Origin of the sequence: Clostridioides sp. ES-S-0006-03, assembly GCF_020662275.1 — a bacterium.
In the GTDB taxonomy this organism is placed as follows: domain Bacteria; phylum Bacillota; class Clostridia; order Peptostreptococcales; family Peptostreptococcaceae; genus Clostridioides.
The window spans coordinates 94,177-111,721 of the sequence record NZ_JADGMM010000016.1 but is presented as its reverse complement, the minus strand read 5'-3'; the positions used below and the strand labels follow the sequence as shown (position 1 = coordinate 111,721).

General features: G+C 28.7%; 11 protein-coding genes. All 11 read right to left on the bottom strand.

Translation table 11 applies throughout. The features are described 5' to 3' along the window. Window positions 1–39 precede the first annotated feature (39 nt). Window positions 40–192: a hypothetical protein gene (locus IR151_RS17725; protein WP_227436986.1), complete on the bottom strand. Its 153-nt coding sequence runs from the start codon at window positions 190–192 to the stop codon at window positions 40–42. Continuing rightward, complete coding sequence (locus tag IR151_RS17720) at window positions 192–404, bottom strand: hypothetical protein (RefSeq protein WP_227436984.1); 213 nt, start codon at window positions 402–404, stop codon at window positions 192–194. The genes IR151_RS17725 and IR151_RS17720 overlap by 1 nt, the downstream gene beginning before the upstream one ends. 10 nt (window positions 405–414) lie before the next feature. Next, window positions 415–1,047: a hypothetical protein gene (locus IR151_RS17715; protein ID WP_227436982.1), complete on the bottom strand. Its 633-nt coding sequence runs from the start codon at window positions 1,045–1,047 to the stop codon at window positions 415–417. Window positions 1,048–1,060: 13 nt separating this feature from the next. Next, window positions 1,061–1,684: a hypothetical protein gene (locus IR151_RS17710; protein WP_227436980.1), complete on the bottom strand. Its 624-nt coding sequence runs from the start codon at window positions 1,682–1,684 to the stop codon at window positions 1,061–1,063. Window positions 1,685–1,747: 63 nt separating this feature from the next. Further along, entirely contained in the window at window positions 1,748–1,885 is a 138-nt protein-coding gene (locus IR151_RS17705) for an XkdX family protein (protein WP_227436979.1), read from the bottom strand. Beyond that, on the bottom strand, window positions 1,885–2,217 hold the full coding sequence (locus tag IR151_RS17700; protein ID WP_227436977.1) for a hypothetical protein: 333 nt from the start codon (window positions 2,215–2,217) through the stop codon (window positions 1,885–1,887). Before IR151_RS17700 ends, IR151_RS17705 begins: the two co-directional genes overlap by 1 nt. Window positions 2,218–2,235: 18 nt before the next feature. Beyond that, entirely contained in the window at window positions 2,236–5,742 is a 3,507-nt protein-coding gene (locus tag IR151_RS17695; protein WP_227436974.1) for a BppU family phage baseplate upper protein, read from the bottom strand. A 12-nt stretch (window positions 5,743–5,754) separates the two neighbouring features. Then, window positions 5,755–5,916 carry a hypothetical protein gene (locus IR151_RS17690; protein WP_227436972.1) on the bottom strand — a complete coding sequence of 54 codons (162 nt, stop codon included), beginning with the start codon at window positions 5,914–5,916 and terminating at the stop codon, window positions 5,755–5,757. Window position 5,917: 1 nt separating this feature from the next. Beyond that, complete coding sequence (locus IR151_RS17685) at window positions 5,918–7,858, bottom strand: tail fiber domain-containing protein (protein ID WP_227436970.1); 1,941 nt, start codon at window positions 7,856–7,858, stop codon at window positions 5,918–5,920. Then, on the bottom strand, window positions 7,858–9,531 hold the full coding sequence (locus IR151_RS17680; RefSeq protein WP_227436968.1) for a phage tail protein: 1,674 nt from the start codon (window positions 9,529–9,531) through the stop codon (window positions 7,858–7,860). Before IR151_RS17680 ends, IR151_RS17685 begins: the two co-directional genes overlap by 1 nt. A 1,210-nt stretch (window positions 9,532–10,741) precedes the next feature. Then, window positions 10,742–17,323, bottom strand: a complete 6,582-nt coding sequence (locus tag IR151_RS17675; RefSeq protein ID WP_227436965.1) for a hypothetical protein — start codon at window positions 17,321–17,323, stop codon at window positions 10,742–10,744. Window positions 17,324–17,545 lie beyond the last annotated feature (222 nt).

Sequence of the window (17,545 nt, the reverse complement as noted above, 5' to 3'; positions counted from 1 at the left end):
CTTTAAGAACAGTTACTAAAAGCTTTACTATTTTATGTCTTACTCTATTGCATCTATATAATCCTTTACTGCTTTTCTATACTCTGTATTGGTTACATCATCCAGTTTAAAAGGTCTATTTTTGAGTGGATTCAGCCCTCCGTTTAATATTCTTTCTGCTAATATTCTTACCACAACATTATTTATATTCATTACAACAATCCTCCTTGTAATTCATTAGTTATAATTAATAATTCATTTTCTAATTCTTCGTAACTAAGTTTTTTTTCGTATATTGGATTATCTGATAAAATTATATAGCTACATTTTAATGTTTCTGATAACTCTATTACATATAAATTGTTATTTTCATTAATTATTTTTTCTTTTTCCTCTAAAGAATTGTAATAAAATTGTTTTTTCATATCTATGCTCCTATCTTAACAATGTAACATCAGAAACTGATGTGTAAGCTTTTGAACTAGAACTATTTCCTGTTCCAACATCTGTTAATAACACTTGTATTTTTAGTTGTGTAGTATTATCAATAATTATGTCTTTTTTAAATTTTGTAGAACGACCACTAGCAGTAGCATCGCATGAAAGATAAATATATTCTTTTTTTTCTCCATATATTATTTCTAATCTAGAATTTGCAAAAGTAGCCCAATTTTTATAAACTTCTAAAGTTCCTTCAATCCTTAAACAACCTTTGATATTAGGTTTATCATTATAAATAATGTATGGACTATTTACTTCTTCTACTCTTCCTGTATCTTTACATTTAACAATTAATATTGATTGTACTATAAAATTTATCGCATTAATTAAATCAGTAAATGAGCTTTGAGTACTTGCTGATACTCCTTTATATATTAAATTATCCGCTAATGCACTTTTTAATGTTTCTGTTTTTGTTTTAGTTATATCTAGTTTATCTGTGCTTAAAAATGGACTCCCTAATACAGTTGTTATATTATCTTTACTAGTTTGAAAATCAGTTTGTACACTTTGTAATGCTGCCATAATCTCCCTTAAACTGGCATTTTCAGTTAATTTTTCTGTCATATTTTCACCTCACTTATATCATATCTATTAGATTATTTGCTATTGTAATTCCTCTACTTCTTTGACCACTTATTTCTACCATTATTTCCTCTAATACTCCATCTAACTTATCACTTGTAAATCTATCATTAGCATCTGTAATACTTATACTGGTATCTATAAGCTGTATACTGCTAATAGAATCCGCTATTTTTTTAGAGGAATAAGTAGTCATTTCAGATACTCTGTTATCATCAACAGTCGCATTTATAAAATGAGTCTCTGCATTCCCATTTATAACATAAACATTTAACTCAACTTTTACTTCACTTCTAATTTCAATTGAGTTATCATCTATAATTTTAAAGTTTGTAACTACATTCTCTTTTGTAGTAACATCTATAATATTCACAACTATTCTTTGTGTTAATAAGTTATGTGTTACAGTTGCCTTAAATCCATTTTCTGTATCATCCACCCAATCGTTAATTGTGACTCTTTGAGTAGATGCTACATTCGAGCCACCTGCGATTAATTGGTCAATTTTAGAATTTAACTCTGACTTAGCAGTTTCTATATTTGTATTAACTTTTTCAATTTCATTATTAGTGTCAATAGGCACATTCTTTAATTTTTTTACTACATCTTCATTTAACAATTTATCACCTCTTTTATTTAGAGAGCTACAAAAGTAACTCTCCATTTTGAGCATAAAAAAGAACTATCCTATATAGTCCTCACCTGTTATTTCTCTATATTCTATTTCTGTTATTTTATTCTTTTTTACTGAATTTTTAACCATTTCCTTAGTCCACATTTTATTATCATAATAATATTTTATTTTATCGTAATTTAACATTATATTAATCCTCCCATCATTAAACTGTAATTTATGTTTGCATTTTCCTGTTCTAACTCTTTAATCTTTTTTAATACTTCTTGTTCTGGTGTTAAAGGTATTTCCACATACTCATATGTAATCTCTTTTGTTACCTTATCTACATACATAATAGGTGCAAAACCTTCTCTTTGTTCTGCTTCTACTACTTCATTAACTAATACTCCATTTAATTCTAATTCTTGTACTGATTTATTTAATCCATATGTTTGGTCAAAAGGCATATTGTGAATTAAATTTACCTTATATATATTATCTTCTTTATGTTCTAATCCTGTTAAATATTTTTGCATTTTAGTTCCTCCTAATTTTTAATTATAATAAGCTACTTTTTGTACTGTATGTGTGTTTTGTAATTTAACCACTTTTTGGCCAAACTCTCCTATATAAAGGTACTTAGAATTGGTACATATTGTATATACATTGTTTATACTATCACTAAAACTCCATATTTCAGTACCATTGTGGGATAATTTTTTTACAGTTTTATCGTCACTTCCACTATAAATATTGTCTTCTGAATCTATATGTACATGGTTTATCACTCCCGTATGACCTAAGAACGTCCATATATCATCTCCAATTGAAGATATTTTTCTTATTATGTTATCGTAACTTCCACTTACAATATTACTTTTAGAATCTATTGCAACTGAATACATTAAATTAGAATAATACTTTTTCCATACAAGAACTCCTTCAGAGTTTAATCTTGTTATTGAACGGTCATTACCACATATTGTAATATTATCTTTAAAATCTACAACAACTGAACGCATATAATTTGGATTATTATAATTCCAAATTTCATTACCATCAGGAGATATTTTTTTCGTTTGATTACCTGTACTATAAATATTATCTTTAGAATCTACTACAACTGAAGGTACATAAGCTGTATGCCCATTAAATTTCCAAATTTCATTACCATCAGGAGATATTTTTCTTACTGTTTTATCATCGCTGCCAGTTATTATATTGTTATGTGAATCTATACATACACTTCTAACCCAATTATCATAACCTGTATATTCCCACAATTCTATCTTGTCTTGTGATATTTTTTTTACACGATTGCTAGCATTTCCTATTATGATATTATTATCTAAATCCAAGCATATAGAACAGACATTGCTATTTGTATTAAATCTCCATACTTCAATAGGAGCAGGTAAAACCTCTTTCACAATAGTATCTAGTTTAGTTATTTTGTGTATTTCACTTTGGTTATCTTTTGTAACTAGAATACCTAAATTTTGTTGTAGTTTTCTTACAGTAGTATCATTACTTCCACTATAAACATTACTATTAGAGTCTATAGAAACACATCTGACATAATCAGTATGACCTTTAAACTCCCATATTTTTGTGCCAATTGAAGATATTTTCCTTATAATTTTATCTCTACCTCCAATATAGACCGAACCTTCAGAATCTGTGTTGACTGTAAATATATTACTAGTATTTTCATTATATTTCCATATCTCAGTTCCGTTTGAAGATATTTTTCTTATAGATTTATCATCACTACCACTATAGACATTACTATCTAAATCTACACATACTGAATATACTGAACTTGTATGACCTGTGAACTTCCATATTTCTATACCACTTTGAGATATTTTTCTTACAGTATTATCATAACTACCACTATAAAGATTGTTATCTAAATCTGTACATACAGAAAAGACATAACTTGTATGACCTGTGAACTTCCATATTTCTATACCACTTTGAGATATTTTTCTTATTGTATAATCATCACTAGCACTATAAACATTTCCATTTAAATCTACGCATACACCTTCAACATACCCTGTATGACCAGTAAATTTCCATATTTCTATACCACTTTGAGATATTTTTCTTACTGTGTAATCATCGCTGGCACTATAAATATTATTTTGTTTGTCAACACATATGGATTTTACTGGTAGTGTATGGCTTGTGAACTCCCACATCTCAGTACCACTTGTTGATATTTTTCTTATTGTACTATCATGACTGCAACTAATTATATTATTATTTAAATCTACACATACTGAATATACTCCACCTGTATGGCCTGTAAATTCCCAAACTTCTTCAACATCATCAGGCATATCTGGCATTTGTTTTATACTACTAATATTACTTGCCATAGTTTGAAATGTATCACTACTATTAGTTGGAACTTCTTTGTCAGTAATAGCAGTAGCGATTAATTCCTTTCCATTACTGACAGATTGAAAAAGTTCATTAACTGCATCTGTTAGGTTTTTAGCATTTGTGCTTAATTCGTTTACACCTATTTTTGAATCAATTTTAACACTAGAATAAGTACTATCTAGTGTTGTTATATTATCGTTTATTGTAGCCGTTATAACTTCTTTATTTGTATTACCATTTACAACAGTCACTTTTACATCTATATTACTTTCATTAAAAATTTCTATTGTATTAGAATCAACTACAGTATAAGAATTAGTCATACTTTTCTTAGTTGCTTCATCTAGTATCGCTACAAATATATTTTCTGTAACAAGATTATGGTTAACTGTAAGTTTAAAGTATTCTCCATCAGCAACCCAATCAGAAGAAATATAAGACTTACTAAAGGCTACATTTGTTGCTGCCGAAGTCATTTCTGCTATCTTCTCATTAACTTTTTCAAAGTCATATGTCAATCTGTCTTTCAGAGTATCCTTTACAATGCCATCAATTGTCTCTCTGGCTTGCATTAACTCACCTCTAGCATCAAGGCTTTCCAATTCACCAAATCTATTCTCAAACTCAGTTATTTTATTGCTAACAGTAGTTTCCATATCCGTCTTAGCAGTATCAACTTCAACTATTTTGTCATCTACTTCTTTTATTTTTGTATCTAATTTTTTAGTACTTTCATCAATACAATCTTCAACATCAGATATAACTTGATTTACTTCATCAAGTTTGTAATCTATTTGCTCTTGATTGTCTGTAAGTTTATCTTCAAATGTTTTATCATAATAACTAAAAGTGTTTTCTGTTCTAGTATCTAAATCTTGAAATTTTTTATCTGTCTGAGCTTGTACATCAAGCATTTTATCATCAACTATATTGTCTATTTCTTCAGACTTGGCATCTATCATTTCATCAAGTTGTAATTGGCAGTCAGTTAACTTATCATCAACTTGGATTTGCATATTTTGAATAGATTTTTCGCGATTTTCCTCTTGATTTTGACGTGTTAATTCATTAAACTCTCTATCGTCTTCTTGTATATTTCTTAAGTCTTCATTATAAATTCTAATCTGCTCTGCTTTATCTCTAACTTCTTCATTTCCTAGAATAGTTATTTCAAGTTGCTCAACTCTTTTAGTCAATTCTTTATTATTCTTTATGATTTCCTCAGCTTGAGATATTAAGACTAATAAGACTCCATACTCATCAGTCGAAGTAATGTCATCATCATTTATCATACCTTCTTCGACTCTATAATAAAGGTTACTGGTATTAAGTAGGGTACCATCTTTTACAAGAGATAATTGAAATGTATTTATACCAACACTAGATAATGCTTGTCTACTAAGTTCTATTTCTACAACACCATTTTCTGCATCTACAACTTCACATTCACCATTGACTTTAAATCCGTCACTTTTTGTGATACTAACTAAAACTCTATCATATTCAGATAAATCTATTATTTCATCTTTATTTTTTAGTATTGCTTCGATATAGGCTGTTTTAACATCATTTTCATTGTAAATAAAATAGTCTAGTAATCTTTTGTTTATCCTATAATTACTAAAATCGACTTCTATAGTATGATTCTTTATTTCATAATTTTTCAAAAGTATCACATCCTACTGTTCTTTATTTTGTTTTGCTTCTTCTAACTCTTTTTTAAGATTATTTATTTCTTCTTGTTGTTGCATATTAAGTGCTTTATGTAATATAAGCTCACTATGTAAATTCTTTATTTCTTCTATCGCTATTGTATATGCATTTTGTATATTTACTTCCATTTTATTTCCCTCCTAATTTATTAACTTTCTCATATAATTCACTAACTATCATTTCTAATTCTTCTCTTTTTTGTATATCCTCTTGAAGTGCGGTAGCTACAACTGTTGTATAACCAGATGGACTAAACATTAATCCATTTTCTTCTCCAAAATCATATAGAAATGTTTTTCCAACATAGCTATCTTTAAAATCATTGGCAATAAAACCTATTTGACTATCTGCGAGGGCTCTATCTCTTTCCGCTATATAATCAAATGTTGCAGGTTTAAATTCGTCTCTTATAAAATCTAAGAATGGAGTTGGAATTACACTTGAACGAGACCTATTCTTGATGTCTTTTATGTAAACTATATTCTCTTTAAATTTTTTATCAGATTCACTAAGAGTCGAACGAGAGTATATATGTCTCCATTTATATTGGTTGCATCCAAGGTCGGTTACAGAACGTTCTGGATAGAATGAATAACCTGTATCTGATAATCTTTCTCCATTTGTAAAAGCAAATGTAGCCCCTCCACATCTTATAAACGTATCATCTTTCTCAACTATAAAATGTTCTTCTCCGTCAACATATATTTCAGCCGTATCATATCCTACCCAAAAATAATTATTACTATCATATTTAAGTCTTATTGCTGATGCTTGACTAGAACCATCAGACTGTCTTGCATCTATTGCAAATCCAGACCGACTGCTTCCAAATAATCGGATTATTGGTTCATGACCAGATGGAGTGGTTAATATATCACATGCGACAGCTCCTTGGTTAACAGTTAAACCAGACCTACTTATAACAACATAATCGGATATATCATTAAATCCAAATTGAATTTTATCAGGTTTAATCCCTACAATTGAGCCACTACCATTTCTAGTGACCATCATTGTTATATCATCTTTAGTTAATTTAATTTGAGCAGCATTTGTTTTAGTTGCACCATCCACTTTCGCTACTTCTAGTTTTATTTCTTTAGCTGTAGCATTTATTTGAGAAAATTCCTCTGAAACACTTCCACCCATACCTTTAAGAAATACACCATCAAGAGTATTTTTTAGTTCATTAACCTTTAAATTATACTTTGCGAATCCATTTGTAACTAGAATTACATCTGAAGGAGTGATTATATTATCAGATATAACTGAATTAATTATTGTTTTAAGATTATTATGTGTATTGTCTAAAGCTGTTTTAGAAGTATTAATTGCAGCAATACTTGTACTATCACTATTTGATTGGCATCTATCAATTATTTTTTGTATTTGAGTATATAAACTTGTTTTATCTGTATTCAATAAGTTTATTTCAGTCTCTATTTGAGCTTTTTCAATATCTGTGACTTCATCATCTTTAAAATATTCATTGATATTAGAATTAAATAATCCTAAATCAGAGTTAAGTTTAATTATAAGTTTATTTGTATCTTCTCTTAACTTAGTAAGTTCACTAGAATCATTAAAATTTTTAGTTACTTCCTTTACAAATATATTTATATTATCTGCTTTTTGGTCTATAACTGAGATATTTTCTTTTATGTTTTTAGCATCTTCCTGTATAGCCCCAACTGTTTGGTGTATTCCATCTATATCTTTTTCTACAATTATAAATCTATCTCCAAATTCTTTATCTGTCTCATATAAAGCATAGATATCTTTTTGTATATTTTTCTTTGCATCTCCATCATAGCTTATACTAAATATATCACTATCATTAGGTACTTCAGTATGGATTCCATTATCATTTATAACTATTAAAAACCTTTTATTACTTCTATCCAACATCAAGTTAGAAGTTTCAAGCTTATAAGGATTATCTACATTCCAGTATATATACTTTCTATTTGTTGATTCATCCTGTACAGTATAAACTTCTTCATTATAAGTCACTATACACCCTGTTATTCTTATATAACTTAGTGTATAACTATTATCATATATTGCCATTAAGACACCACACTTTCTGGAACATTCATTCTATTGAATTTTTGTCTATTGAGTAAGTACTTTTTCTTATTAACTGAATCCATAGTATGTTTTGATTTAGTTAAATAATCAGAAATAGTTCTTGTATTATCTTCCTTTAATTTCTTATTAGATAAATCCAAATTTAAACTTCCATCTTTAAAGTTTTGTGTATATCCAACAAAATATATTATATCTTCAGTATTTTCATTTCTATCATAAAATATAATTATGTCTCCTACACTTAATGATCCATTCCAATGTTGTCTAAACTCCATATTAATAATTCTACTTAAAAAATTAACAGAGTCTATTGTCCAATCAATAGTTGGCCTACATTTAAGTTCTAACTCTCTTTCACCTGTTTTAATTAAGTCTTCAACCTCCAAAAATGAATCATTTGTATAAGTATCACAATAAATAAATTCTTTTAATTCTTCTAGTAATATTTCATTAAAAATTAATTGTCCATTTTCATTAGTTGCGGTTTCTCTCTTACACAATATGTTTATTTGCTTTATACTATCTTCTAATTCTAATACTTGTTGTTCTAAATTTTTTATAGTTACTTCAAGTATTACTTTTTCATCATTATTCTTAGTTATATCTGCTGCTACTTTGGCAGCATTAATAGTATCTTTATTTGTCTCATATGTCTTTTTAATACTATATAGTGCATTGATGGTAGAGTAGATTACTTGGAGTTTATTTTTATTGTCCCTTAATTCTTTTTTCTTTTTATTCTTTTCATCTATTAATTTTAACCACTCAACTTCTCTTAACTTAATCATCTCATTATACTTAAGTATTGCAGTAACTAAGTCTTTACTCATCTCACCATTTTCTAAAAAATAAGAGTAGTTTTCAATATATTTATATCCTGTTACAGTAGCTCCAATGATGTCCATTTCTTCATTTCCAACTAAAGTCATTCTAGTGACTATTTCATCTGAATTTCTAGTCTTTTCATGTGATTTTATATAGTTATCATAAGATAATACTAATTCTATATTGTCTCCAAAGCTATCCACATCATATAAATGTACTTTTTTGTTATATGTATCAAACTGAACTACACATCCAAATTCCTCTTTAATATCATTAATTAAAAAATCATGCCAATTACTATCTACACTTTCTTGCCACCTTACCTTTTCTCTTTTTTCTCCTGTCTCAGTAGTTTCATAACCTATTGAATCATCTACATTGCCTAAAGTCCATCCAGTTTCTTCTTTCATATAATCATTGAGACTTATTATTCCAGCGTCCTTATCTTCTGTAAATAGCTGTAGTCCCATATCTTCAATGTTTAAATTTATCTTACCCAGTTTAACTTCTGCGGATGTTGCTCTAATAACTTTATTTTTATATCCATCTTCTTTTATTTCTTTTATTACAAAATACTCTTTATTATCTACACATATAAACCGTTCGTTACTTACTTCATAATACAATGGATTTATTATTTTTTGGAATGAAAAGCGATTTGTTATAAATTTTGGTATGGTAAATTGAATTTCATCTGTACCATCAATGCTACGAGTTAAACTATCTATAAATTCTATTGGAATTTCACCTAGAATTTCTTTGTTAACTTTATGGAGGGTTATATTATACTCTCTTTGGATTTGTTTGAGATTCACATTAAAATGCATATTTTATCACCTTCTTTACATTAAAAAAGTCCATCATTAATGATGGACTAAAATATTTTATTAATTGTTAAATTATGGTATAATTTGTTATAGTAAGGAATTATAAATCGAAAGTGCTAAGAGTGGTTGTTTCTATATTTAGCCTACTTCTTCAAAGGAAGGAGGTGAGCCTCACTTTATTTTTTTATAGGGAGGTGAATTTATGGAAACAGTAGTGTTTAATATTTGCCTAAATATTGTATCAAGTTTAATAGCTTGTTACATATATGATAAAGCAAAAAACCACTCAAACGCCAATAAGAGTGGTTTCAAAAGATAAATTGATTTTTAATTAACTTTAAGGAAGCAATCACTCTTTGTATTAAGTAGATTAAATTCCTTACTTTTATTATACCCTTAAATTTATTAATCTGCAATAATTATAGCTTGAATTATTATAAAAAGAGCCACTTGTTTAAGGTGGCGTAGATAAGTAGTAATTCTTGTATAAAATATTTTCAATCTTCTGTTATTTATATTATAACTTTATTCTACTCTCGTAGTCAATATAATATTAAATTCAACATGATGGTAAATTATGGTATAATAATCTTAGAGACTACATGAAAAACTATTAGGGTGAATTTTCATATACATAAGCCTCCCATGTCAAATAAAGAGGGAGGTGATATTATGAAATATCTGATTTGTTTGCTAACGATAATAACATTTCTTACAACCATAACAGTCAGTTTGATTAAATTGGTTCAGAATTTGAATAGACTCTTTAAAGAGATAGATGAGTTTAGAAAAACGTTGCAAAAAATTAAGAATCACCCGAACGGCAATTCAGGTGATTCTTCTTCCAATTAGCAACTTGCTTATTTTATGAAGAGACACCCTAGCGTAAATAGTTGTAGTCTCTTTTTTTATGTCTTTAATGATATAATTTATATCATCTATATAACTATTATACTCCAATATTGTCATTATAGTCAATATTGTCATTATCTTCATTAAATATTTTTCTAAAATAAAAAAGTCATCCTATAATAGAATGACTTCTTAGAACATAAGTCTCTTTAAATAAAGAGCGTGTTCGGAATGGTAATTATATTATATCATATCTAACAAAAAGAATCACTAGAATTTTCCAGTGACTCTTTTAATACATACGAACACCAATGAGATATTGTGGTAACTACATTATAACATATATTTTCATAATATTTTAATATTTAGTTTTTCTTACTATTTCTTTGGCAAGTTCATCTTGAGACTTTTTAATCATTTTTTCTACTTCTTTTAATATATCCCTATTCATAGTACCTTGTACACTAACTAATGGAGCATTGTAATTAAATTGATTTTGATTAGATTGTTGAGGTTGATAACTACGACCTCTAGGTACTGAATAATTGCTATATTCACCAACACCTAATTTATCTTGAATATCTAACATATCCTCCATTACTTTTTTAGCAATTTCAAGGTTACCAACTAATTCACTTTTTATAATAGCCCCTGTAGCCCCTAATCCATCACCATACTTATCAGCAAAATCAAGCAATGTTTGTTGTAAATCATGAACCTCACCATTTATGTCTGTAAATAATCCTGTATTTAATGCTTCTTTGATTAATCTAGCTAATTCTTCTTTAGTATACTTATTATCCAAATCTTCTTTAGCCTTATCTGCTTCATCTTGGAGTCTATCACTTTCATCATCATACATATCATTTACATCTTTATCAATCTGGTCTTGAACTAAATCTTCTAATGCTCTCTTAGCCTCTTCTAATTCTTTTCTTAATTCCTGTACTTTCTTTTGTCCTGATAGTGAACTATCTCTTTCAGCAATATCCAATTTCTTTTGAAGTTCTTCTATCTCTTTTGATTTATCATCATAATCACGCTGATAATCTGCTTTATCTCTAGCTTTATTGTAGGCTTCTTTTTCTTTATTAAGTGCATCAAGACGTTTTTTAAGTTCATCATCTATCTGTTTCTTACGTTCTTCAATTTGCTTTTCATAGACTTTAGTTATCTCATCTTCTATTTCTTTGGTAGTTTCTAACTTTTCTTTTAATGCTGCTTTAATTGTAGCATCTAACTTAGCCATTTCTTTTTCAGCATCAGGAATTTTATCCATCATTAAATCTAAATAAGCATCAACTAATTCTTTTGCTTCATCAAAGTTATCATTACTTTGAAACAGCTTATCTAGTTGTTGAATATAGTTAGTTATAGTACCATCATCTCTAAATTGAAATCCAAAGCCTTGAAGTTTACCTTTTATTTCATTTTGACTTTGTTTCATGTAAGCCGTAGTTTCGCCCATTTCTTTTTTCTGTTTTTCTAATAAATCTAGTTTTTGTTGAAGCAAATCATTTTTTTCAACTCCAAAAGCACTTCCCATCAGTACATCTAATAATTCAAGTTGATTATTTATATCTTCAACATCCCTACTCATAGATGTCCACTCAGATTCTTTGTGTAGCTTCCAAGCCTCATTTCTTAATTCTTGTTCAGCTTTCGCTATATCCTTTGTGGCATTTACTACTTCTTGTTTTTCTTCAACTACTTTTGGTAGTTCAGTAAACATGATATTTAAATATTCATCACAATATTTCTTAGTTTCATCCCAAGCTTTTTTAGCATCTTCATATTTCTTCTTAGTCTTATCAGATGCTTTCTCTTTATTTGCTTCTGCTTCAAGTTTAGCTAATTCTTTTTCTTTTTTTATAGATAACTCTTCATAATTTGTCATGTTTCCATCAGAGTTAAACTTGAAACCTTTATCACTCAATACCTTTTTAAATCTATTTGCTTCATCTTTTGCAAGAGATTCTTTTCTATTTAAAAGTCTTTCCTGCTCTTTATATAGTTCATTTTGTTTTTTAAGATAATTGAGTTTCTGCTCATTAGTAGCATTTTTCATTTGTTTATCTAACAAAGACAATTCATTTGTTACTTTTGAAAGTTGGTTCTCTAATTCTTTAAATAACTCTATTTCATATTTTATAATAGCATCAAAATTTTTATCTATTGGAGTGTCTTGAGTTAGTGTTTTAAGAGCTTTTATTGGTGCTGTTGCTCTTGATACTGCCCTTGAAAATAAGGATGGTTTTGTTACAGGAGTTTCGTCACTTATGGGAGCTGGTTCTGATGTTCTAGGTTGAGCTGATAAATTAGTTGGGATTGGTTGTGGAGTTTCTGTAGAATTTATAGATTGTACACTTTTCCTATCACTCTTTCCTCCACCAAGCCCAGCATTATGAGCAAGGTCAACAAGTCCACTTGTTACTTTTGAAATTATACTAACATGACCTATAATATTGAAGCTTTTGTCGCTTATCTTTTTATTCTCAGTTTGGTTGATTTTATTATTTGCGTCAGTTGCATCTGCTTTTAATTTAGCCCATTTAGGACTTAGTGTTTTTTTATCAACACTATCTATCCCAGCAATAGCTCCTTCTACCGCTGCAATTACTTCAACTTGTTTATCAGGAGGCAATTTATCTATTTCTTCAACTAATGAATCAATATCTCCATTTGCAAGAGATTTTATTATGTTTATTTTTACATCTTTATTTAAATCTAAAGCATTTAATTTCTCAACCTCATCTAATGCTTCTGGATTATTTACTATAAGGTTGGCTATAATATCTTTATTATCAGGAAAGTCATCATAGAGACTTTGAATTAAATATAACTTATCTGGATTATTCAATATAAAATTTAAAACTTTATCTTTTTGCTCTTCTGGTGTAGTATTATATAAATCAATTGCACTTCTTAATTTATCTGCATTTTCAACAGCAAAATTAATAACAGCGGTTTTAGTATCTTCGGGAGTCTTACTATATAATTCTTGAAATTCTTCTAATTTATTTGGATTATTAATTACAAATTCCGCAAATACTTGTTTTTTCTCTTTTGTATCTAAACTAGTATAGACTTCTTTTAGCTCATCAAAGTTTTCTAAATTATTTATATTGATATCATAGTCCATTGCCATTGTAGGATTATTTTTAATCCATTCAACTACAGCTTGATAATCTTTTAATCCTTTTAAACTATCTACATTATCAACTATAAATTTATTTGTAAATGTTGAACTTGTAGGGAGATTCTTTATTGTATCTAAAAATACTCCTACCTGTTCTATATTCACACCTGAAGATTCAAGTTTTAATTTTACTTCGTCTCTACCATCAAGTTGTGTAATTGAATCTAATTGTTTTTTAAAGTCTCTATTTTCTACCTGTAGTTTAATTTCTTTTGTAACAGGAGTATTTAATATATGGTCAACTACATCATTAGCTTCTTTTGCTTTTGATTTTAAAGGATTTTTATTGCTTGAAGATTTTCCTATAGCTTCTTCAGTAGAATTTTTCGCATCTTCAACAGGGTCTTTTTTATCTTTGTCACCCTTTATTTCTTTTAGCTTATTTTGAATCCACTCAATAGTATCAGATGCTAAATCCTTAACCTCTATAGTAAAAATTTTATTTGCTATTTCAGAAGAACTAATAGTTTTAATATCATCTTTAGCTTTTTCTATTTCGGCAATTACTTCTACTCTTTTATCTGGTGGTATGCTTTCAATGGCTTTACCTAGAGCGTCTATATCCCCTTCTGTTAACGCTTTATAGATGTCAATTCTTACTTCTTTACTCATAGGAATTTTATCTAATGAGGTTATTAAATCTTGTATCCCAAAGTTATTTTCATTTTTATTTAAATATATTTCAGTTATTTTCTCTTTTGGAATATGTTCTAATGCATCTTTTAAACTTGTAGCATTATATAAAGCATCTTTCCCATCAGCTAATAGGTATGTCTTTAGTTCTGGTGGTATTTTATTATATATTTCTGAGATTTGTACAGCCTTTTCTAGTCCAACACCATCTGTTTCTAAACTAGTTCTAAGCTTAGATGGTATCTTCTTATATTTAGAAGTTAACTCTAATACCTTTTTGCCACCTTCATCTGCACCCTTTTGTTCTATGATAGTATTTATTTCTTTTGGAAATCTATCATACATTTGCTTTAATGAATCAGCTTCTTGTAATGTTGTGGTAGGATTTGCTTGAATGATTGTAGTAACTTCTTCTGGGACTTCCTCATACTTCTGTTTTAAACTATCTATTATTTGATTTACATTAGCTTGACCTGAATCATCACTTAAAAGTATTTCTGGGGTTATGGTAAACGTACCTTTTCCAAATTTGTTATCTAAGTCATTTTGAAGTTTAGTTATATCTGGGTCACCAGTTTGTAACTCCATTAAAACATCCATTGTGAACTTCAATACATCAGTGGAACTTGCCCCTGTTCCTAATAAAGAATCTATCATACCTTTAACTTGGCTAGGAACTTCCTTAGTATTTTTAATGTCAGTTAATATATTTGCATCAACTTTCACATCTCCAGTTATTGTTGTTGTATCTAAGATGTTTTGTATGCTATCAAATTGATTTTGAAGTTGCATTGCAAATTCATCACCATTGGCCAAATCTAATTTTGTCTTACCAAACTTCGCTAATAATGTATTTATTGATGTCATATCCTTAATACCATTAGGATTAACTTGACCAAATAAATTTTCCCATATATTAACATCTGTATTAGTCGCTTTAGCTATGCTCTTAGCTGTTTTATCTATTGTTTGATTATATTTCTCTATATCTTGTGTTCTAGCAAATTCTTCATTGGCATCTTTAAGAGTTTTAGATAAATCTCCTACATCAACTTTTCCACTTCTAACAGCAGTAAGTAATTTATTAACTGCTTGTTCTGTGTCTACTAAAGTATCTGGTGTAACCTCACTAAAATCAAATAAACTCTCAAGTCCAGCAAAATTAGACTTATCATTTCCTTCTAATCCACTATAAAGAGTTTTATTCTTAATGTTAGAGAAAATTCCATCTCCTATTTCTTTTGAATATCCTTGAATCTTGCCCACTTGATTTCTATACATTTCATCATATTTGAAATATATCTTCTCTTCTTCTGCTTTAGCTGACATCAATTCATTTCTAGCTTTATCTCTTGCTCTGCCAGTTGAATTATTATATTTTTCTATTGCTTTTTCTTGTCTTTTTTTATTCTTTTCAACTTCTGCCGTATAATCTTCCTCTATTTTTACAAGCTTACCAGTTTCACTTTCTCTCATTCTTTCTTCCAAAGTTTTATTTGGATTTTTACTTGGAGAATTTAATTTTTTAGCAGCTGTTTCTGCATTGTCATGTTTATCATAGGACATCAATCTTTCTTTTGCATTAATAGCTCTGTCTATTTCAGCAATTAAATCAGTGACCTGACCTTTTAAAATAGGTATTCCATTTTCATCTGTACCTATAACTGAATCTGGTTTTATTTTTCCAATCTGTTGTTTTAGTTCATTTAATCTATTATTATCTTCTTTAGACTTATTTTCTTTTTTAGATAAATTATCATATTCTTCTGCAAGTGCTTGTAATTGAACCTTTTGGCTTTCATATGAATTAATTTGTTGCTTTGAAGTTTGTATATTTTTCTTTCTAGCTTGATATGCATTTTCTTCTCTGTTTGCATAATTTTCTAATCCCCTTGCTAATAAACTAATTCCCGCAAATGCAGCAGTTAATACTAAAGAATTTCCTACAGTAGAAGCAATACCTTTGCCAAAGTTCATAATTCTACTATTCGCTAATGATTGCCCCATATTTTTTAAGCCATTATTTACTATTGAAGCACCTTTTTTTACCGAAGAAGCATTTTCATTTACTTGTCTAGTTGCTTTTGATACTTTTCCAGAGGTAGCCAATAATTCCTCATTAGAGCTAACTATAGCCTTATTAGAACCTGATAATTCTCTATTTTTTGCCACTAAATCTTTATATGACTTTGAGATTTTACCATTAGCTAAAGCTGTTTGATTTGAACTTATTCCTAATTTTTTATAATGTTTAGATAGTTTAGCTGTTTCTAAGGATGTATTTTTTAAATTGGGAACACCCTTTTTAGTAGCTTTATTCATTGCTGTAGCAGAAAGTGCATATCCTTTAGTTGCAATGGTAATTCCTTTTATCTTTCCTTCAGTTCCAACTACTGCTCTGTTAAGTTCTTTCATTTGCTCTTGGGAATTCATGCCTAATGAGCGTTTTGAATATTTAAAGAAATCAAGTCCTGAACCCACTAAATTAGGAACAGTTTTTTTAGTTCCTAATGCTTTGATTGTCATAAACAAAGCCGACAAACTTGCCAGTGCTACAGGAAGCGAAATATGCATTTTATCTGCTGCCTTAGTTATCCCATTTAAAATTCCAGTAACTCCAGATAATCCATCCAAACTACTCTTAAACATATCAGTTGATATAGTATCTGTAACTAATTGTTTTAGACTTTCTTTTAACTTTATAATCTTTCCTTCTGCTGAATTTATAAATCTCTCATTTTCTTTATCAGCAGACCCTACCATTAACCCCTGTTTATACTGTTCCTGATAAGCTATGACATGTTTCCAGTTGTTCATTAAAGCTACAAAACTATTTATGTGATATTTTCCAGCCGCTGCTTCGGCGATACCATTTTTTTGGGCATCATTAAGGTCGCCCCATTTTGTATTTAACTCACCTAGAACATCCATTGTTCCTTTTATTTCACCAGTTTGTTTATTCCAAATATCTATATTGGCTAGTTGTTTGAAAGCTTTATTTGTCTTATTAGCCTCTAATGTTCCTTCCTTAGCTGAAGCCTTTACTCCTGCTAGGTTCACTGCAATACTTTTTAAAGCTGTACCTGTTTTTTCCAAATTGTTATCCATAAGGCTTTTTATCCTTATGTTCTTACATTTCTTATTAATGTAAGCTCAGCATACATTTTCACCTTCAACTTAATGTTAAGGTGGAGGACACTCGTGGGAAAATTCTATTCTATACTATTTTAAACATAAAAATAGCATAGGTTCATTTCCTATGCGTTACGGTGATTAAAGTTTTTTAATTCTTTAATTTACCTCGGTGGTAACATCTCAGCCTTCACCGAT

Coding starts and splice junctions, on each gene's coding strand:
- IR151_RS17720 (WP_227436984.1), bottom strand. CDS start 404: ATGAAAAAACAATTTTATTACAATTCTTTAGAGGAAAAAGAAAAAATA.
- IR151_RS17675 (WP_227436965.1), bottom strand. CDS start 17,323: ATGGATAACAATTTGGAAAAAACAGGTACAGCTTTAAAAAGTATTGCA.
- IR151_RS17715 (WP_227436982.1), bottom strand. CDS start 1,047: ATGACAGAAAAATTAACTGAAAATGCCAGTTTAAGGGAGATTATGGCA.
- IR151_RS17680 (WP_227436968.1), bottom strand. CDS start 9,531: ATGCATTTTAATGTGAATCTCAAACAAATCCAAAGAGAGTATAATATA.
- IR151_RS17725 (WP_227436986.1), bottom strand. CDS start 192: ATGAATATAAATAATGTTGTGGTAAGAATATTAGCAGAAAGAATATTA.
- IR151_RS17705 (WP_227436979.1), bottom strand. CDS start 1,885: ATGTTAAATTACGATAAAATAAAATATTATTATGATAATAAAATGTGG.
- IR151_RS17700 (WP_227436977.1), bottom strand. CDS start 2,217: ATGCAAAAATATTTAACAGGATTAGAACATAAAGAAGATAATATATAT.
- IR151_RS17690 (WP_227436972.1), bottom strand. CDS start 5,916: ATGGAAGTAAATATACAAAATGCATATACAATAGCGATAGAAGAAATA.
- IR151_RS17685 (WP_227436970.1), bottom strand. CDS start 7,858: ATGGCAATATATGATAATAGTTATACACTAAGTTATATAAGAATAACA.